This window comes from Halalkalicoccus jeotgali B3 (assembly GCF_000196895.1).
Classification (GTDB): Archaea; Halobacteriota; Halobacteria; order Halobacteriales; family Halalkalicoccaceae; genus Halalkalicoccus; species Halalkalicoccus jeotgali.
The window spans coordinates 318,797-338,587 of record NC_014298.1; the positions used below are offsets into that span (position 1 = coordinate 318,797).

Below are 19,791 nucleotides of genomic sequence, written 5' to 3' on the forward strand. Positions count from 1 at the left end.
GCTGTGCTCGTCGGCGTTCTCGTGCCTCTCGTTCGTGCCATTCAGTCGTTCGGTAGACTGGCACAGCCGACTCGCTGACTGGGTTGTCCTTCGTCGTTGGGACGCTAACTGATAGCTCACACGTTCGATTGTCGTAGCTGGTGAGGTGATACACCGTCTCGAAGCGGTCTTCGTACTCTTGGGCGGTCACACATGAGCAGTGGTCAAGCCCCGCTTCCGAACGAAACGTTGAAAGGACCCTACGAACTTGATCGGCCCGGATTACGACTGCAGGGGCGTTCTCGTGTGATTCACGGTCGATGCCGGCCTCAAATGTCAACTCCACCGCTGACTATCGATTACACTTTTACTAATTAGAAACCCTCTCCAGCCTGGAGCGGTCGATCATGAACAAGGGGAAGGGGGATATATGTCAGAGCCCTATGAGCTCCGCGACCGCAGTAGCTCTATGAATGTCACTGGTATTACTTATACACTGACTATCGCTTGCGAGAATCATGATTCTGTCGGAAAGATTTTATTTCTGTAGAATATCTGATTTTACTAAAGTTCTCATTGGCAAGATGGCTGCAGGCGTCGTTCTCGATGGATTCGTACACTTGCCTCTGTCTAGATATATCCCCATACATATCATCCCAAAGTAACAAATTACAGGGGTGTTGTAGGTGATGACAACACGCAATTATAAATATTCAGGTAATTAAAGCTACATTGCAAATCAGAATAATGACATCCGACTCAAACTCACAACAAGATAGTACAACCCCCCAAGCAGACGCGAGTGCAGCAGCACCATTCTTCACTCGTCGACGTCTCATCAAAGGAACTGCCGGAGTGGCCGGTGCCGGTGCAATGGTCGGTCTTGGACTCTGGTACGGTGCTCAGCCCTCACTTGCCGAAACGTTCTCTGAAAACGAAAATGGAACCGTTGAAGTCGTGACCAATGATGGAGAACTCACCGATGTTAGTGTGGCACCGGTTTTCGAAATGAATTGGTCCGATTTCGGCGATGGTGTTGCCGATTTCACCTTCACTATTGACGCGCAGGTTGGCACTGATGGCCCGACAGAGACAATCTATGATGTGACAGGGATGACTGATGCCAGCGATGCCACTGTCGATTCGTTCACTAGTGACGATCTTTCCAGTTATAATGGAACTGCTACTATCACTTGCGCACAACAATCAATTCTTGGAACGGGAATTACGGCCGATAGTTTCCCATCCGCTGTTTCTGATGGCGCGACGGAAACGCAGGATGTGACATTGACGCTTTCAGCTAGCGGAACAACGAACTCCGGTGGATCAGCCAGTGGTGATCCTGTTGATGCTACGTTTACTGTCTCCATCGAGAATCCTGACTCAGCCGTTACAACGTCGCTCAACGAGACCAACGCCGAAGTCGAAGCGAACAACAGCAGTACCTGATTACGGTATTCATTCAATATATATTTTATGAATAACTTTACATACACTCTCCGAGTGTCAGGGTTTGTTGGATTAGCCAGCGGATTTAGCGTCCGACTGTATACCGCTGTTCTTCGCGATCCGATTATCTATCCTGAGGTCCAGCTGATTCCCGGGTGGCTTAGTACAGTCTCAAATATGCTTTTGATTGGATCGCTCGCAGTACTATTCTATAGTCAGGTACTAGACGAGGCAATCGCTGGCTGGAAGGATCTCGTCACCCTCTGTGCGATTGGTGGTCAATGGGGAACTCCCCTCGGTGTCTATTTAAGTGCGACTGTTACTGCGACCACTCTCCTAGACTTGCTTACACTCTTTGGTCACATGTTGCACGTTTTCGCCGCGGTCGGTGTGAGTATCGCCTATCTTCGCCACAGAACCGAGGTAACTACCACTCGAACAGAGGCCGCCTAAAGTAGATATTTTGTATTAGAGTGTCGACAGACACAATAGGGGGTTCTCCGATTGGGGAGCCCCGCCAAAGTGCTCTCGGAGGTGCCGTACTTCCTCAGATAAAACGTTTCAGTTGATATTACTCAATCGTTGCCTACTATACTCCTCTTTCTAATTAGCCGTTTTACTGAATGTACGATTAAAAAGATAATATTAATTATATTATAGTACGATATCTACTGTAACAGGCTGGAAACGAACCACACACTCCAAATATCTCGATATGCAAAAACCGACAACCACTGAAGAACTCCAGGCTGCGCTGACAGACGATCGCTATCGAATCCTCGAAGTTCTTGCTGAACACGATGAACTGCGCTCAAGCAAGATTCGAGACTATGCCGAAATCCCGGAGGGGAGTACGCATTATCAGCTCTCGATGCTTGAGTCGTGGAACCTTATTACAGCAGTCGGAACCAAATACGTTGGCGAACATGAGACCGGAATTCCAGCGACGCTCTACACGCTGACTGACGAGGGGCACGCACTTCTTGAGGATAGCTGAACGATAAGACACTAACACAGTTAACCGACGCCACTGGGGAACTGACCGTCAAGCTCGGGAATCCCACGCAGCAGTCGACAGGTCATGTTCCTTCTTCGCGAGACAATCGGGACGTCTTTCGAGCAATATATCCGAAATTCAGAATCTGTGACTATATGCCGAGTGAAAGCGAAGAGAAAGAGGAGTATCATCTCGCGAAGGGCTACCGTCGGTGCTTCGGCGCGGGGGAAGCGGTAATCTGCCGCCAGGTGAAAGGGATGGCTCACGGTCAGATGACGCTGCTCGAGGAATCGACTCGTGTTTTTCCCTTGTACCATATCGTTCGAATGAGTTTTACAGCTTCTATCCGACAACGTGTGAAACGCAGGCTCCCGGCCCTGAGGCCACGGCCGGGAGCGGAAGGGGGTGGCCCTCCCGTGAAATAGTAATCACGAATAGATGTTAGTTACTAGTAGGGTAACGAGTGTTTTGTGATCTTTTCCTGTCTTTCAAAGAGATCAATACTCCATAAGGATATGTCGCTGCGACCAGATTCAAACGATATATATTCCCGTGAGTGCTATTAGTACATGCACAGGCGTGGATACTCTCTGATCTAGATCCTCACCGCAGGGGCTACAATTCAGTCCCTGGGTGGGTTCTGGAGAAGGGGTATCCACGCCTGAGCGACCGCAGTGGAGTGCAGGAGTCAACTATGGCCTCAGTCCTTCACTCTCATTTGGGCGTAGACCCTACCAACCAGTAGCATCTTGCTAGCTATTAAATCTATCATGATATGACGTATTTGTGATCTTTGTCAGTCTTTCCTTCCTCCAGCCTTGTGCACAATCCTTTCATAGCAAGTTGGTTGTTGCACAAGGGCACCCCCATTACTTCTCTAACTCTTCGACCGCTCACCAATGGCGCTATTCGTCATACATATAATTCTATCTTTTTATCACCAGAAAAATTATATATACGTAGCTTGATGGGTACGGTATGAAGCGCCGACAGATGCTCATCGGAACCGGTGGCCTGCTCACAACTACCCTCGTTGGCTATTCCAGTATTAGCTCAGCACACGACACTGAGGATGAGCACACGAAATCAGAAAAGGACGGGCACACAAAGCACGAAGACGGGGAAGAAAAGGACGATGAGTACGACGGAATCCCTGGATTCGATCGCGAGGAGTTCGAGCTCGATAGCGACGTCCTTTCCGTGAAAAATCTCGAGTTCTACAAGGGAACACTCAAACTCAGTGTTGTCGTTGAGACGACTGATGAGGACGTTCTCGCTGAGGAATTACGAGCCCTGGTCCCTGCGTTCAACCAAGCGATTCGTGAGGCAGATGCTGATGACTTTTTCGAAGCGGTTGAGGAATTCAAATTCGCCCTTTACGACGAGTGTGACGTCCGGCGGGCCGCACTCTACCTGGATGTGGAGTGGCTGCGTGAGTGTCTGTTCGGAGATCTCACGACGGAGGAATTCGTGAATCGGATTCTTATAATCCTTGGAGCTGTCGAAGACGACGGCGGACCAGAAGGTAATGATACTGAATAGGTAGAAATAGACCAGCTTTTCGCTCCGGGCAAGTAATCCCAGAAGAAATCCAGACGACACTTCTCATAGACTGAACCCCATATATTGTCATAGACAACGCAGGGATATCTGGAAAGTATCCTACGGTATATCTCTCGTCTGTATCTATCGGTTCCTCAGGTTGCGATCGAAAGGTGTGAGATAGCCTCTGATACGTGCCACAGTTCACGATCAGAATCCCCCTCGAGATCGTACCCACACATTCTATATTAGTAACTCATCTGAAATATAATACTATTCGATTGGTTATATCTCCCAACTATAGCACGAACTAGTAGAATCAGTAATAGTGAGAAAGCTGCGCTATAGAATCGTCCTAATACTTGAAATACAATTATGAAGCCAAGGATAAATGCGAACCGGAGAGAAAATTTGTTCCACATCTGTGACACCCACTCATTACGACGAAAGAGAAACACAGTACCACTCCCGATAGCTGCACCTGCAATAATCAATAGTCCATTCTCGATAATAGCTAGTGGAGAACTAACAAGGCCTGTAGCGAATGACGCTATAAAGAGAGCAAGAAATACTCCATTGGTAATAATTCCGTAGAGAAGACCCTTTTGTGACGTGGGACTGGTATAGTCAGGAAAGTCGTTTCTCATAATATTATACAATTATATTCGGACAAGTTCTTTCCTATCTTCTATAATAGAATATATATGGTCAACCGATTCAGTAGAATTGTTGGAGGCTAATTGTCAAGTATATTCTCTGTATGTATCGCTGCACGTCGAGTAAGCTATCGTTCTTCCGACTGCACGACGAATCGGTTACCAATCAACGGTGCACCAATGACACCGCCGACAGCAATAGCAGCGCCGAAAAACGTGACCGAAAGCGGCGGTTTGAGGAAATACAAAAGCGCGAAGAAACCGCCAGCAAGTCCGAAGACAGCGAGACCGGCAACAACCTCCCGGCGATTCAATGGGTGAGCTGGCGTCAAATCACCGATGGCACGCCAAGTGAGCCACGCCCCAACAGCGCTCCCGACAGCAGCGACGCTATCGAAGGTAACTCCGTGAATCAATCCCAGCACTCCGATACCCGCGGCGAACGCGAGTACCCGGCCAGGGGCACTGCCGTGATCAGTGATCTTGTAGAGTCCTCCCAGAACGACGATCCCGATGACGGTTCCGACTACGACGTCGATGACATAGTGAACCCCCAAGACGACTCTCGAAAGCGAGACAGTGACGATTACGACGCTCGCGAGCGCGAGCCACGCATAACGAACGTTTGCCTTTTCCGACCACCAGCGCGAACCCACCCCACACCAGCGTACTCCCGAGGGCATGGCCGCTCGGAAACCCATACCCCGTCCCCGTCGAAATACTAGCGAACACCCCTTGAAGGGCGGAGGGAATCCACTGAATATCCGGTGGGATCCCCGCTCCCGGCGGTCGGGGGAGCATAAAGGACTGCTTGAGCACCCCCACAAGAGCAACGTAGGTCAGTAAGAGTCCGAGAACGAACAGACCACGTCGTCGGTCGATACCCCACTTCGGGAACTTGTCGCCGGAGACGTAGTGTACGCCGGCTAGTAAAAAGAGATACCAGACATCGCCAAGTTGGGTCAACAGCGTAAAGAAAACGAGAATCGGGTCCTGTGCCGACCCGTGAAGTGCCTCGCTGATGCCGATTCCACGGTCATTGCTGAGCATCTCTATGCGGCAGTGTGTCGCTCCGATCACTGTTAATACTTCGACCCGATCTTCACCTGATCTCGATACCAGTTCGCACACATCCAAGTGGTGGACACAAACGATCTATTCAGCCTCGGTATGCTGAATGTCTCCGATCCTGATAGACTATCCAACGGTCAATACGCTCGGTCTACGTATCCGGCGTTGTATCGGTCGCTGATGCTGGCGCATACAAACCACACCGAGCGTCGTACGACCTCTGCTGTGACGAATACGATGTCGCACCCCATGAGGTCGTATTCGTCACCGCTCACACGTTCGATCTCGTAGGGGCGAAGGCGATCGGAATGCGTGGGGCGTTTCTTAACAGACACGAGAATCCGTATGGAAGCTGGATTCACCAACCGGATATCACCGTCGCCGATACAGGAGAGTTAGCAGATGTACTGCTGTCATAGGGCGGCCAGTTAACTCTCAGCGGTTCTAATTGGACGTTCACCGTCTATTTCCTCATCGTACCTGAAACTGGTGTTTGGGCCTACACAGAGATATCATCAGTACCGGCGTGGCTGCATCGCGGTAATAGGGGCGAGTACGAGTTCATGAGCCATGTACTGATGGGCGAGAAATTCGGCAATTTCCCGCGAGGTTGGTCCAGCAGTTAGACTAAGGTCAACCTCTTCGCCATCGATAAGTGCAGGTTTTGCTCTGGTCATCCATGCATTCTCATACTGTTGAGTGCAGACGACGAGCTGGCGAGTCGTATCGTTGCACCACACTGTCTGAATAGGGGTGCGCTCAACGCGCTGCCACTCGCCTAATTCTTCGTCCTTGGATTCGTCGCGATGCGGAAGAATCCATCCGAGTACACGACTCATCACATCCTGGCCAGGAATTGGTATAGAGTTGAGTAAGGCCATAGTGGCCATTAACACGGATTTGAACCCCTTGATAATACCGGGGCCATTCTACTGAACAGGATCAATCAGAATTGGACGACTATTTGGAGCCGTGAGATCCTCCCCGCGGTAAACGATGGGTCCTCTCGCTATTGAGAGATAGTTGCGCAGCACAAATAGACCCTGTGTACTCTGTACAGAGAGTTTACCTTGTGCAACATTCGGCTTCCTCATCGTAGAAGCCCATCAATGAAGTTTTGGACATTCGTAGTGGGCAGCCGTGTGGGTTTCGTTTAGTAGTATTCGTGCCGCCAGTTATGTACGCGCTCGCCTGTTGAATTTCGTCTCAAGAATCCGAATGTCATACGATCAAGGGCCTTGTGCAACGAGTATTATTTGGACGCTATAGCTGTTGCACAAGGTTGCAGAGCATCCTCTTAGGGACAGTCGACACGGTCAATATTCCACAGGAAAGGAAACTATTCCGTAGAGCAAGAACTATATCTCCCACTGTATAAGACTAAGTATGTCCAATACAGAAGCGCCAGATTCTCCACCGTCGTTCGAAGATCCATTTCGCGGTGATGACGTCGAACAACGTATCTACGGGACGATCCTGCAGACACGGAAGCCGACGACAGCAAGTGATATCGCCACACGAGTCGAGTGCGATCCAAAAACTGCCCGGAAATACTTGGGCTGGTTTGCCGATCTCGGAATCGTCACACAGTATGACGGTCATCCGACCACATACGAGCGCAACGATGCATACTTTGAGTGGCGACGTGTCAACCAGCTTGCTGCCGAACACTCCGTCGAATCACTCCAAGAGCACGTCCACCAGCTAACGACGCGAATCGCTACATACGAAGAGACATACGACGCCAAGACGCCGGCAGCCGTCGACGCTCTCAGAGTCGCGGAGGAGAACGACGACAGGACGATCGACGATGTCTACAGCGACCTCGGTGACTGGGCGACCGCTCACGAGGAGCGAAAGCGCTACGAACGTGCTCGCCAGCAACGAGTTAGTACCGAGACCGAGCAGGCATCTGGGTAGCCATATCCATGGTTCCGCCGACAAGTGATGGAGGGAGCCCCGCCCCCATCGATCGCCCGATCCTCGAATTTCTACAGACGCGTCTCCAAGCTACGAGTCAAGTTGCCCGAACAACGATTACGAGCACAAGCGGCCATCTTGAACTCCGAGTCGTATTCACACCAACCTACTATCCCGTCACCGTCGACGAAGCACAGCTGACAGTTCGTTGGTATACAAACGACGACTTCAAACTCCACTATCGAGAGGTGCATTCAGAGCACACCTGGGAATGCCGGTGGGACCGACATCCGAACCCTCACAATACGCGGGACCATTTTCATCCTCCTCCCACTGCCGCAACACCCGGCAACGATGAATCCTGGCCGGCCGATCATCGCGACGTACTGGCGCTCGTCCTCGAGGAGATTGAAGACCGAATCGCGGTCTTGTGGGACACGTGAGGAATTATGAACGGATAATAAAAGGCCGGCAAGCCCCGACATTCAATGTTGAGTGGCGGTTTGTCGAAAATGAATCGTATTATCGCATCCACTACGCCGACTCGAACACCGGATTCAATTGTGGCTGGCATCGTGACGACGACCATCCTGAACTAGGACCGATTTATTTCCAATATCACGACCCACTGAGAGATGGACAACACTACGAATGTACCCGGTTCAAAAAGACGGTCCCAACCGAAATCTGCCCTATCGCGATCCACATACTGCAGCCCCCTGTCTCTGGGCCATCAGGCATGAGGCCGGCCCCGCTCTCGAAGTATCACACGTAAGTGCCACAGAGTTAGAAGATGAGCAACAGCGAAAGGGACTAGAAACGACATTCATTACCCTCCATCGGCACGCGACCGATCGGAGTCCGACCGCCAACTTCGGCCGAATAACCGACGGCTACAAACAATCCTCGTACAGCTATAGCGACCCACCATTCAAAGGCGGTCTCCTCGCCGAAGGCGACGAGGAGCCAAACGCAGAACGTGGTATTGAGCCGCCCAGCTGGCATCAATGGAAAACGCCACGAGCTCGAGGTCCAATAGATCGGAGCCATAGAACACAGACAACGGAGTTCACGATTTTTAGCCGCATACTCCTCCCGCCAGAGTTCTACTAACCGAACGAAATCAGCCGCTTTCACCAACCGAATATCGACACCACTGACCTGCATTTCGAGCCTGTTCGCATCTGTCCGGGCTGTCTCAGTAAAATCGGGCGTCGGTAACTCCAACTCGAGATAGAACTATTTGGGACGAGGAGGCGTTCGTGTCTCAGAAGGTTCGTTTACAGCTTCTATACCGACTGTCACGCCATCCGCGATCACCTTGTAGAGAATCCCCATCATGCCGGCATAAAAGGCAAGAAAACTCGCAAGAGCAATGAGTCCACCAACCAGTGAAAAGACCATATTATCGACACCGCCAATGGCAATCCCAAGAAGGAGACCAAGTCCAGTCGCGAGACCGATGACGAAAATGTAGATGATCAGATCGAGGCCATACCGTACTCCGCCAATGACATTGACTGTTGCCATAGCAGGAGTGTAGTTTGGTACCACTCCGATATATCCTTGGATTCTATCAAAATGGTGCCAAGACACACTGAGAGCAGGAGAACTTTCGTTGAAGCGCCTCTTCTGCGATCTCACGGTCCACTGAATAAAGAATGCGTTATGATACAGGGCCAGTGCCGGCAGTTCGCATATATTCGTCGAGTTTCTCAGCGATAGTGGTGGCGAAAGTCTCGTCGTTGATGTCCGTCTCCAGTTCGATGAGTTCTATATTCTCGTGGATGTGGTCTCGGAGTGCCTCAAAGAGCGCTGTGTCGGCCTCGGGGTCGTGAAAGTCCTCCCCTTCGATGTCGATCATGGAAACTCCACCAAGCGGTATCGTGAGTGCCGTCGGTCCTGTGGCAGTATTGAGCTTCTCGGCGATAATTTTCCCCAGTTCGGCGTTTTCCTCAGGTTTAGTTCGCATGAGAGTAACCTGTGGATTGTGGATGTAGAATTGCCGTCCCTCGAATTCTTCGGGCACCGAATCACGAGGGCCGAAGTTGACCATATCAAGCGCACCGGTGGAAACGACCTGTGGAATCCCTGCCGCTCCCGCGGCCTCAAGGCGGTCTGGACCGGCGTTAAGGACACCACCGATGAGTTCGTCCGCCCATTCTGTCGTCGTCACGTCGAGAACGCCGTCGATGATACCCTCCTCGACGAGCGACTCCATCGCCCGCCCTCCAGTTCCCGTAGCGTGAAAAACAATAGTTTCATACCCCATTTCTTCGAGATGCTCCCGCGCAGTCTGTACACACGGCGTTGTAACGCCGAACATCGTGATACCGACAGTCGGTCTGTCCTTGAGTTCGACATCGGGTTCGTTAGCGACCATTCCGACCATCGCCAGCGCAGCGTTGGCGATGATCTTCTGTGAGAGCTGGTTCAGACCCTCGATGTCCGCAACAGAGTACAGCATAGCAATATCCCGGGCGCCAACGTACGGTTCGGTGTCGCCAGACGCCATAGTCGATACCATCAGTTTGGGGACGCCAACGGGTAACGTCCGCATGGCAGTTGTCGCGACGGACGTATTACCCGACCCACCGAGACCGAGAATTCCGTCAAGTTCCTCCTCCTCATAGAGCTGTTGGGCGACGACGGCTGCTCCCTCACCCATAGCTTCCATAGCTTCACCTCGGTTGCCCTCATCACGGAGGTGATCGAGCGTTGTGTCCGTCGCTTTGGCTACTTCACTCGCACTTGTGTCCGGTTCGAACTCTGGCTCGCTCATTACGCCAACGTCGACAACGTGGACGTCCACGCCCTGAGCTTCGATAATGTCTTTGGCGAAGCCGATCTCCTCACCTTTTGTATCCAGCGTACCGACGATGACAACGGCCATACTAAAACTCGATCTCCTTGAATTCGTGGGCCTGCTTCTCAATCGCCTCCTCCGTGGGAAGCCGTTCAATACTAGACGCGCCGAAAAAGCCGACGACGCCCGTAGTATTGTTCAAGACGTATTCGGCGTCGTCGGGCCAGGCAATCGGACCGCCGTGGCAGATGACCAGTACGTCGTCGTTGACGTCCGTTGCGGCATCGTGATGTGCCTGCACGCGCTCGGCTGCGGTCTCAAGGTCGAGGGCGGTTGCCGCACCGATGTCGCCGGAGGTCGTTAATCCCATGTGCGAGACGATGACGTCGGCACCCGCTTCGGCCATCTCGCGGGCCTGTTCCTCGGTGAAGACGTATGGACAAGTGAGCATATCCTGCTCCGCAGCTTCCTGTATCATGTCGACCTCCTTGTCGTAGCCCATCCCGGTCTCTTCGATGTTCTGGCGAAACTGACTGTCCTCGTCGATAAGCCCAACGGTCGGGAAGTTCTGAACGCCGGAGAATCCACGTCGTTGCAGGTCCTCGATGAACACGTCCATTTGGCGGAAGGGGTCAGTTCCGTTAACACCTGCGAGCACAGGGGTATCTTCAACGACGGGGATCACCTCGTGACCCATTTCGACGACGATCTCGTTTGCATCACCATACGGAAGTAATCCGGCCAGCGACCCTCGGCCATTCATGCGGTATCTCCCGGAGTTATAGATAATGAGCAGATCTACGCCGCCGAGCTCGGCGAACTTTGCGGAGATACCGGTTCCTGCACCGGCACCGATTATTGGTTCCCCGTTCGATACTGTTTCTTCGAGTCGTGCGAGCGACTCGTCCCGAGTAAATTGCATAGCAGTCGTTGGCTACTCGTAGCACCCTATTAACATTACTGCGAGATAACAACTGTGGGTCGCGTTTCCCGGTAGTACGGCGTAGTTGGAGGGACGACTATGGCCATTATCGACACCGTAGTAGCGAGTTTTGTCAATGGGATCGAAATCGATCTTTCATAGTGCATGGACTACGGGATAGCCAATGGATTCATGATGATATCGACCAGTCTGAGACACAGCATGACCGCAGCAACGGATTACGATATCACCGGAATCGAACTCACCGATGAGCAGTATACCGTCGACCAGAGCCTCTTCCGGAACAGATACACCGTTCGTGACGCCGCTGGCACCACCGTTCTCAAGAGCAAACAGAAGATGCTCAAAATGAAAGAGGAGTTCCCGTTTGTCGATGCCAACGGCACTATTGTCTTTACCGTGAAAGCAAGCGGCATCCTTGACGTTGCGGGCAAGTACCTACTCACGGATGCACAAACAGGGAAAGATCTCGTAATCCTCGATAACGACTATTCGCTGCTCCAAGATACCTGGACGATTCGTGATAGCGAGACGGGCGCTACACTCGCCAAAATCACCTCCCGTGGTGCACTCGCAACACTGGCTCGGAAGAAGCTGCCACTCAGCGGATTGATTCAGTACAAATACGAAATTACTGATACAGACAGTGGACATGTCGGGACGATTCGTAGCAAACTCTCGCTCCGTGACCGCTACGAAATCACTATCGACGATGCGAGTACGGTCCCGAAAGAGCCGATTGTTGCTGCGGCAATCGTCATTGACGCGATTCAAGGCAACTAAGGACCAACCGCAGTTTAGACGTTGAGCGCCCGTACAGCGTCCGCAGAAACGATGACGTTCCGATCCGAGCGCGTCACGCGTTCGCCGCTCACATCCGCGATCAGCGCCACCAGCGCGTTGAGGTACTCCGTCGACGGTTCCTCCCGGAAGTGGATCGTCGCCTTGTGATCGTAGCGATGGCCCCGATTCCTGAGATAGACGTCGACGAACTCCCGTCGAATCGACTCGGGAACGCCCTCAAGGTACGCTGGAATCGTGATCGTGGCGTCGATGTTCTTGGTCCCAGTCAGCGCACTCAACAAAGACAGCACACGACTAAGAACCGAGGCAGCCCGCGTAGGGCGGTATCAAAGGCGGTACAAGGCAAGAACCCAGTCCTTGTAATCGGGATTGTTCACGCCGGCTCGTCAGTCGACCGTATTGCACGCTCTGAGGACTGTATCAGGAGCGTCAGCAAGGTAGATAGCCCGATAGGTCCCTTTTTCCCAGCTCCTTTGCGTCGCTGGTCGAGTACGTCCAGATCTTCGTTTACAACGGAAATACGCGCTTTTCCTAGTGCCTGGTTCCGCTGTATGGGACATGAGTGAGTGTACGTTTCCGCTGTAAACAGTACGGCTGAAGGCATCGAGAAGAGAGTCCTCAAGTGCACGTTTCCGCTGTAAGAGGATAGTCCTTCCATGAGCAAGATGAATCATTTCTGTAAGAAGCTGTGCTTCTAAACGGTTCCTGCTCAAAACCTCTGGTGAAGTTATGTCTGTATTATACAGAAGTTTTATCAGGAGATCAAGAAAACAGCTCCTCAAGCGGGAGCAACAATCGAAGTAGGAACGTTCCCACTCCCATTTAGCTGCTAGCAGGAATCTCAGGTAGAGTCTTACAGCGGAAACGTACACTGGAAGGGTTGGGAATCTTGTCGGGTGTAGCTGTACTCCTTACAGCGGAAACGTGCACCTAGTCCACTGGTACAAGGATGTCCCTGATTTGGATCTCATGGTTTTCGGACTCGTGGATTCGAGCTACCTCGAGTCTGGATCCACAGAGAAGATTACATGAAGTAAGTCACATCCCTGTCTGTGTCGCTAAGCCGAGGAAGATCAAGGTTACTTCCCACAGATAGAGGAGTCTTAGTAGTAGTACGTGATGCTGAGTCCCTGATAGACTACTATGGACCACGACGCGATCAAACAATGGAGCGAGCACTACAACGCGAACTAGGATCCAACCCTCAAAGAGGTGTCGAGGAGACACTCACCACAGCCCTCGGAGAACAACACTACATAACACAGGAAGAGCTCGAGAAGGTAATGCAGTGGAAGCTAAACACCCAACATGGACGACGTGATCGATACATCAAGTGGATGTCCGAGGTTCCTACAGCGTTCGTCCAGCGAATAAGCGAAGCGGCCCTCCTCGTCGACGATCCGAAGCTCCAGCTGAAACCCTCACGTCAATCCATGGGATCGGGCCTGCGACCGCCACAGTTGTTCTCGCAGTTCATGATCCAACGACCTACGTAGCCGGTGATCGATACATGATTATAGCCCTCCTCGGTGAGGGCCGAGTACTACAACTTTCTGACTACCCGCGAATTTCACCGAACGCCGTAAACAGAACTCAGGTAAGTCGTACTCAATTGCGGTTTTCTTGTTCTAATACATAGCTGAGAACACCTAAACAATGTAGTAATTAATTATAATAGCCATGAATAGAGAAATAGTAGTGGACGATGGTTGGTATCGTAGGACACAATTCGTCACTACGTACCGATCATATCTGAAGAAAGGAAACACAATGTCTGATAAAAACAAAACAGCAGGATCAGAGTGGTTTGGTTCAGTGAATAAATTTCGACCTATCGTCGCGAGTACTCGCCGGTCAGTACTGAAAGGAGCAACCGCTCTTGGGGTCGGGAGTGCTGCTGGTACTGGGATCGGAGCGAGTGAATCTTCGTCCTCCGAGATGGCATCACTTCACGAAGCGGATCCTTGGACTGTCATCAGTCCGGATGGATCGATCGAAGCAACGATTGCGCGGAATGACGTTGCCGACGTAGATTCGGATTTGCCTGATGGAGAGGGATTTACTCTTACAGTTGAGCATGATGGGACTACCGTACTCGAACCATCTCCACTCGGAATCAGCACGTTTTCAGCGGATTTCGTCACTGAGTTATCCGTAACCGGAGTCGAGGTTGAAACGATTTCGGAGACGATCAATATCAATGGCGGACAGCGCTCACAGTTCCAGCATGAGGCAAAACAAGCAACGCTGACGCTTGAATCGGAGGCCGGAACACTACAAATCGACTTGCGCGTGGCGAACGATGGTGCTGCCTATCGGTATCGACTCCCCGGCGATGGGGATGTTGTCGTTACTAATGAAGCAAGTTCATTTCGATTACCCAACGATTCCCAAACGTGGCTGGCTCCATTCGGCGAAGCCTATGAGGGACTGTGGAACGAGACATCGGCTGAGTCCGCAAGCGGCGCCTATGGCTTCCCGGTTCTATCTGAGGTTGGTAACGATTCATGGCTGTTGCTGACCGAGGCTGATGTCACGGGCCGGTACGGTGCATCACATCTATTCGTCGATGACGCGGACGACGAGGGTTCGGATGAAGCGACTGACGAGAACGAAGATACGGATTACGATGATAATCCCTATCTCTTCGAGTTGGTCTTCGCCGACACATTCGGGCTTTCCGAGACGATCAGCAGCACACTCCCGCTCGCAACACCGTGGCGGACAGCAATCATTGGTGATTTGGCTTCCGTAACGGAGTCGAATCTCGTACTCGCTCTCAATGATCCCTCGAATGTCGAAGACACATCATGGATAGAGCCTGGGCGAGTCGCCTGGTCATGGTGGTCCGACAGCGGGAGCCCACAGGACCTCGAGGTACAGAAACAGTACGTCGACTATGCCAGTGAACAAGGATGGGAATTCTCACTGGTTGATCGCGGGTGGGATCGCGACTGGATGTCCGAACTTGTCGAGTACGCGGATGATCAGAGTGTCGACATCATTGCGTGGCTCCCTTGGTACTACGTAAATGACGAAACCAAGCGCGAAGCGGTGTTATCCCGATTGGCCGACTGGGGCGTCAGTGGAATCAAGGTCGATTATATGAACGCTGATTTCCAGCAGTATATGGAGTTTTATGACGAGATTCTTGAAGCCACTGCGGACTGTGAATTGATGATTAATTTTCATGGTTCAACCCTTCCGAGAGGCCGGCGTCGCCAGTGGCCACATCTAATGACAAATGAAGCGGGGCGGGGCGCGGAGTACTACAAGTTCGGTGAACTCACACCGACCCACAATGTGATTCTTCCATTCACGCGCAATGTTGTTGGACCGCTAGACTATACACCGGTTACGTTCTCTGCTGACGATCGTGAAACAAGCGATGGCCACGAGTTGGCGCTCTCGGTTGTCTATCAGTCCGACTGGCAACACTTCGCCGATAGTGTTGAGAGCTACCGGGACCGGCCGATCGCAGAACGCTTCTTGAGTGAAGTTCCCGCCGTTTGGGATGAGTCTACGCTTGTTAATGGGCGACCGGGCGAGGAAGCGACAATCGCCCGTCGATCGAACAACGAGTGGTACGTCGGATCAATCATTGCCGGGGAAGCACGAACTGTCGACGTTCCTCTCTCATTCCTTCAAGATGATGACGAATACACGGCGGAGTTGATTCATGATAGTTCCGGTGGAAACGGTCTTGAAGCCACAGAGACGACTGTCACAGCTGACGATACTCTTTCCCTTGATGTGCCAGTAAACGGAGGATTCACCCTGCATATTCGCTAAGAGTGATTTAGAGGGTAGAGTATTCCGACGATGAAATCTTTGTTCGGCGGGACACGGTAGCTATCCATGATACCGATATGGCTGAGCGTCGGCGATTTTCTATGCGATCCGACATCATCAGAAATAGTGTGGTTGGTCGACGTTATTTATTGACGAGACAGAACTGTGAAGGCGAGTTCGATCTCTGGACTGCCGAGAAGGCGTATCATCAGCAGTATTGAAATCCGTTTGATATCGGCCGTCGGTAAAGGGCGGATCCGTTGATGAGAACCAATAGAGAGTAGTCACTCCACAAAGAAATTTTACCTTGTGCAACACCTCGTATCCAAGGATGGTTTGTTGCACAAGGCAGGCCACATTAGGAGAGGCAACCCTTGCTCGAATCGGGTTTATCAGCGTGATTCTCGTCGGTATCGTCGGTCTCCACTCCGTTTCCGGTGGTCACTAACTTCTGCTAGTGCCGTCCGTCTGGTGATAATTCGGCTGTAGATGGCTACACTTGTACACATCGACCCAATGGTCCTTCTACCAGCCTGAATTTATATAATTGTAGTGATACACGAGAAAAAGTCGCTCGTTGTATTATTTCTAACTTCTAGATATTAGTCTAATAATCTACCTTAGAAGTCATAGAATCTACACGAAAAATACTATCAAACCAGCGCGCGAGAAATTAGACGGAATGAGAGATAATACCACACATAGAGAAGAAAAATTCACACATACCCGACGGGATCATCTAAAAGGAGTTCTGGGTGGTGTAGCACTGTCGGGGCTTTCGGCTGGTGGATTTGCGTACACTGCGGCAGGTCATGCAGATAACGAAGATATACGCGAAGGAACGGAGGTGACAGTGACAGACGGCACTAATATTGCGCTCACTGCATCACCTGATGGAGAATCGGTTGTGATGGATCTCCATGGGCTCCTCTTTCGCCTGCCAAGAGAAGGGGGCGAAGCAGAACAACTGACTGATGTCGAATTAGAACCTACTCAGCCCGACTATGCGCCAGATGGAGCGCGTATTGCATTTCAAGGCTATGGAGATGGGAACTTCGATATCTGGACGATGGCTGCCGACGGCAGCGATATCCAACAGATAACTGATGGGTTTTGGGACGATCGAAAACCTCAATGGTCTCCTGATGGCACTCAAATCGCTTTTTCCTCTGATCGGAACGAAAACTATGACATTTGGACAGTAGATATCGAGACTGGCGACCTACAGCAATGGACGGACGATTCCAGTGAGAATTTCGAACCAACGTGGTCTCCTGATGGAACTGAAATCGCGTACGTCGCCGATCCTACCGGAGAATATGGTGATGGCGACGATTCGCCAATAACAATCGAAGCAGTCAATCAGGACGGTGAGACCCGGACGCTTGTCTCCGGCCAAATGGGACAAACGCTCCATTCGCCATCGTGGTCTCCAAACGGAGAAGACCTTGCCTACGTTCGCATTAACGAACAGGAGAACCGAACAGGGGACATCGATCTAATGGTCTCCGAGTCACCGGTAACCGACGGAGAAGACGTCTTCATCTTTACTCCTCACTGGTTGTCCACAGATGAGATCTTGTATTCTGCTGATGGCAACGTCAGAACACTGGATCTGGACTCTGGTACGTCATCTAATGTTCCATTCAGCGCTACTTTTGACGTGCCCGCGCTCGATTATGACCAGAAGTCATATGACTTTGACAATACGGGTGCGTGTGAGGTACAGGGAATTCTAACCCCACGGCTGAGCCCGGATGGCGAGCATGTGGCGTTTATCGCGTTGAACGATCTCTGGCTAATGCGTATTGGGCAACCACCGCAACGCATTACAGACGACTCATTCTATCAGGCCGACCCAGCGTGGTCTCCTGATGGCCGATATGTAACCTACTCATCCGATGAAAATGGAACGCAAGATCTGTACGTACACGATCTGCAAACCGGTGAGAATCAGCAAGTCACTGCGCGGGACGATGCTGTAGTAGCGGCGACGTGGTCCCCGGACGGCTCCAAAATCGCATTTCAGAACCAACATAGAACGACCCTAATTGCCGAGGTAGAACGTAGCGAGAACGAGATAGAACTCAGTGATGGTCAGGAGGCCATACGACCACTGTTTCTTCCAGGCCGTCCAACGTGGTCAGCGGATGGAAATACAGTGGCTGTGGCGGCTGTTAAACAGTATTCGGACCGATTCCGGTCGGGCACAAGCCAGATCTTGACTGTCGATATCGAAACTGGGGAAGAGACCTTTTATCCGCCGGGTGAGGAGTTCAAATCGCTCTCAACACGGGGTAATGACGGTCCTGTTTGGTCACCAGACGGACGCTGGATGGCCTTCGTGGTTGAAAGCACCTTACGTGTCATGCCAGTCGATGAAGCCGGTGAACCGACCGGCCCGGCAACACAGATCACAGAGGAAGCCACAGATGCACCGACATGGAGTGGTGATTCGGAGTGGCTCTTATACTTGAACAATGGAACACTGAAAAAGGTCAGGCGTGACGGGAGCGAAACACAGGATGTTCCAATTCACCAACTCAACTATCATCGCGATCAACCGGCCGGTCGTACCGTCATCCATGTCGGAAAGTTGTGGGATGGTACGAGCCAAGACGTTCAAGAGGACGTCAATATCACCGTCGTCAACAATCGAATTCAGAAGGTTGTGCCAGATAGTGAGCCGCCGAATGGTGACTATGTAGATGCATCCGATCTCACAGTAATCCCAGGCCTCTGGGATTCGCACGTTCACCAGACGTTTAGTGATTGCTTCTTCGGGGACCGAATGGGACGGATCAATCTCGCGTACGGGATTACATCAACAGTCTCTCCCGGTGACCGTGTTTACAGTGCCATCGAACAGCGCGAAGCGATAGAGTCTGGAGATCGGACCGGACCGCGTTTCTTTGCAAGCGGTGAACCGATCGACGGCTCGCGCGTCTATTATGGCTTTATCGGTCGGCCCACTACGAGTCTGGAACAAATCCCCTTAGAACTGTCACGGGCAATAGAGCTCAATTACGACTTCGTGAAAACATACGTTCGATTAAACGCTAAACGTATGGCTGCGGTTACCGATGCCGCCCATGAAGAACTCGGCGTACCAGTCAAATCGCACTACCTTGCTCCAGGTGGTCTTGTTGGGCAAGACGGAACAACACATCTGTCCGCAACCCAACGCCTTGGCTATGCCCGAACGGAATCCGCGACAAGCCAAACCTATGATGATGTCATCAACCTCTACGGTGAAGGAGAACGGTCAGTCATAACGACAGTCTTCACGTCCGATTTTATTCTTGCTGACGATGTCGAGGACGACCCTCGATTGCAGCTATTTATTCCTGGAGAAAGTATCGACACACCGGGTCCAACTGGACTGGCGGCCCGTGATGATTTACGAGAGAGCGTCGCGGATAACACAGAATTCCCCTCGGATCCTGATTGTGAGACTAGCCTATGTAGAAATGTAACGACCTTCAAAAATATATTTGATGCGGGTGGAGTAGTGCTTACGGGCACGGATATGCCATTGGACTATCCTGGTATTGGAGTACACGGAAATCTGCGTCCCTTGGCTGCGTATGGGTTCTCCCCATACGAGGCCCTCTTGACAGCAACGCGATATGCCGCTGAAGAGCAAGGAGTTGCCGATGATCTTGGAACACTTGAATCGGGGAAACTAGCTGATATGGTCTTTGTTGAGGGGAATCCACTCGAACAAATCGAAGACGCAACAGATGTGAGAATGACAATGAAAAACGGAGAGTTGTTTACTATTCAGGATCTTGTAGAGCCGTTTTCAGCTGACGAGACATAAGGTAGAGAT

General features: G+C 51.5%; 15 protein-coding genes and 1 pseudogene. 9 read left to right on the forward strand and 7 right to left on the reverse strand.

What is annotated here, in order from left to right:
* Nucleotides 1-22: 22 nt before the first annotated feature.
* Nucleotides 23-325, reverse strand: a pseudogene (locus tag HACJB3_RS19050) (NADH-quinone oxidoreductase subunit C); the annotation flags it as partial.
* Nucleotides 326-726: 401 nt separating this feature from the next.
* Here HACJB3_RS19050 and HACJB3_RS19055 point away from each other — a divergent pair.
* The 3 genes from HACJB3_RS19055 to HACJB3_RS16085 all read left to right on the forward strand — a co-directional run bounded on the left by HACJB3_RS19055 (nucleotide 727) and on the right by HACJB3_RS16085 (nucleotide 3,967).
* Nucleotides 727-1,428, forward strand: coding sequence for a twin-arginine translocation signal domain-containing protein (locus HACJB3_RS19055; protein WP_081461349.1), 702 nt, complete (start codon nucleotides 727-729; stop codon nucleotides 1,426-1,428).
* 715 nt (nucleotides 1,429-2,143) lie between these two features.
* On the forward strand, nucleotides 2,144-2,425 hold the full coding sequence (locus tag HACJB3_RS16075; protein ID WP_008414142.1) for a hypothetical protein: 282 nt from the start codon (nucleotides 2,144-2,146) through the stop codon (nucleotides 2,423-2,425).
* Between the two features lie 978 nt (nucleotides 2,426-3,403).
* Nucleotides 3,404-3,967: a hypothetical protein gene (locus HACJB3_RS16085; RefSeq protein WP_238532889.1), complete on the forward strand. Its 564-nt coding sequence runs from the start codon at nucleotides 3,404-3,406 to the stop codon at nucleotides 3,965-3,967.
* A 784-nt stretch (nucleotides 3,968-4,751) separates the two neighbouring features.
* Here HACJB3_RS16085 and HACJB3_RS16090 read toward each other — a convergent pair.
* Nucleotides 4,752-5,324 carry a phosphatase PAP2 family protein gene (locus HACJB3_RS16090; protein WP_008414147.1) on the reverse strand — a complete coding sequence of 191 codons (573 nt, stop codon included), beginning with the start codon at nucleotides 5,322-5,324 and terminating at the stop codon, nucleotides 4,752-4,754.
* A gap of 510 nt (nucleotides 5,325-5,834) precedes the next feature.
* Between HACJB3_RS16090 and HACJB3_RS19060 the strand changes: the two genes are divergently transcribed.
* Nucleotides 5,835-6,113, forward strand: a complete 279-nt coding sequence (locus HACJB3_RS19060) for an HAD hydrolase-like protein (protein WP_238532917.1) — start codon at nucleotides 5,835-5,837, stop codon at nucleotides 6,111-6,113.
* Between the two features lie 96 nt (nucleotides 6,114-6,209).
* On the opposite strand, the gene HACJB3_RS16095 is transcribed toward HACJB3_RS19060, so the two are convergent.
* Complete coding sequence (locus HACJB3_RS16095; RefSeq protein WP_238532890.1) at nucleotides 6,210-6,533, reverse strand: hypothetical protein; 324 nt, start codon at nucleotides 6,531-6,533, stop codon at nucleotides 6,210-6,212.
* 547 nt (nucleotides 6,534-7,080) lie between these two features.
* Here HACJB3_RS16095 and HACJB3_RS16100 point away from each other — a divergent pair.
* The gene (locus tag HACJB3_RS16100) at nucleotides 7,081-7,614 is read left to right on the forward strand and encodes a DUF7342 family protein (protein ID WP_013199597.1); all 534 of its coding nucleotides are present in this window, start codon (nucleotides 7,081-7,083) and stop codon (nucleotides 7,612-7,614) included.
* 8 nt (nucleotides 7,615-7,622) lie between these two features.
* On the forward strand, nucleotides 7,623-8,057 hold the full coding sequence (locus HACJB3_RS20795) for a hypothetical protein (RefSeq protein ID WP_081461350.1): 435 nt from the start codon (nucleotides 7,623-7,625) through the stop codon (nucleotides 8,055-8,057).
* Between the two features lie 796 nt (nucleotides 8,058-8,853).
* Here HACJB3_RS20795 and HACJB3_RS16105 read toward each other — a convergent pair.
* The 3 genes from HACJB3_RS16105 to HACJB3_RS16115 form a co-directional block, all read right to left on the reverse strand.
* Nucleotides 8,854-9,144, reverse strand: a complete 291-nt coding sequence (locus tag HACJB3_RS16105; protein ID WP_008414150.1) for a hypothetical protein — start codon at nucleotides 9,142-9,144, stop codon at nucleotides 8,854-8,856.
* A 136-nt stretch (nucleotides 9,145-9,280) separates the two neighbouring features.
* Nucleotides 9,281-10,507 carry a Tm-1-like ATP-binding domain-containing protein gene (locus HACJB3_RS16110; protein WP_008414151.1) on the reverse strand — a complete coding sequence of 409 codons (1,227 nt, stop codon included), beginning with the start codon at nucleotides 10,505-10,507 and terminating at the stop codon, nucleotides 9,281-9,283.
* Between the two features lies 1 nt (nucleotide 10,508).
* A complete protein-coding gene (locus HACJB3_RS16115; protein ID WP_008414152.1) occupies nucleotides 10,509-11,342 on the reverse strand; it encodes a phosphoenolpyruvate hydrolase family protein in 834 nt (277 codons plus the stop codon).
* A gap of 222 nt (nucleotides 11,343-11,564) precedes the next feature.
* Here HACJB3_RS16115 and HACJB3_RS16120 point away from each other — a divergent pair, with 222 nt between their 5' ends.
* On the forward strand, nucleotides 11,565-12,146 hold the full coding sequence (locus tag HACJB3_RS16120) for an LURP-one-related/scramblase family protein (RefSeq protein WP_049934696.1): 582 nt from the start codon (nucleotides 11,565-11,567) through the stop codon (nucleotides 12,144-12,146).
* 14 nt (nucleotides 12,147-12,160) lie between these two features.
* Here the strand turns inward: HACJB3_RS16120 and HACJB3_RS16125 are convergent, their stop codons facing one another.
* Nucleotides 12,161-12,445, reverse strand: a complete 285-nt coding sequence (locus tag HACJB3_RS16125; RefSeq protein ID WP_013199598.1) for a hypothetical protein — start codon at nucleotides 12,443-12,445, stop codon at nucleotides 12,161-12,163.
* A 1,492-nt stretch (nucleotides 12,446-13,937) separates the two neighbouring features.
* Between HACJB3_RS16125 and HACJB3_RS16135 the strand changes: the two genes are divergently transcribed.
* Nucleotides 13,938-15,959, forward strand: coding sequence for a glycoside hydrolase family 97 protein (locus tag HACJB3_RS16135; protein WP_238532891.1), 2,022 nt, complete (start codon nucleotides 13,938-13,940; stop codon nucleotides 15,957-15,959).
* Nucleotides 15,960-16,641: 682 nt separating this feature from the next.
* On the forward strand, nucleotides 16,642-19,782 hold the full coding sequence (locus HACJB3_RS16140; RefSeq protein ID WP_013199600.1) for an amidohydrolase family protein: 3,141 nt from the start codon (nucleotides 16,642-16,644) through the stop codon (nucleotides 19,780-19,782).
* Nucleotides 19,783-19,791: the final 9 nt, after the last annotated feature.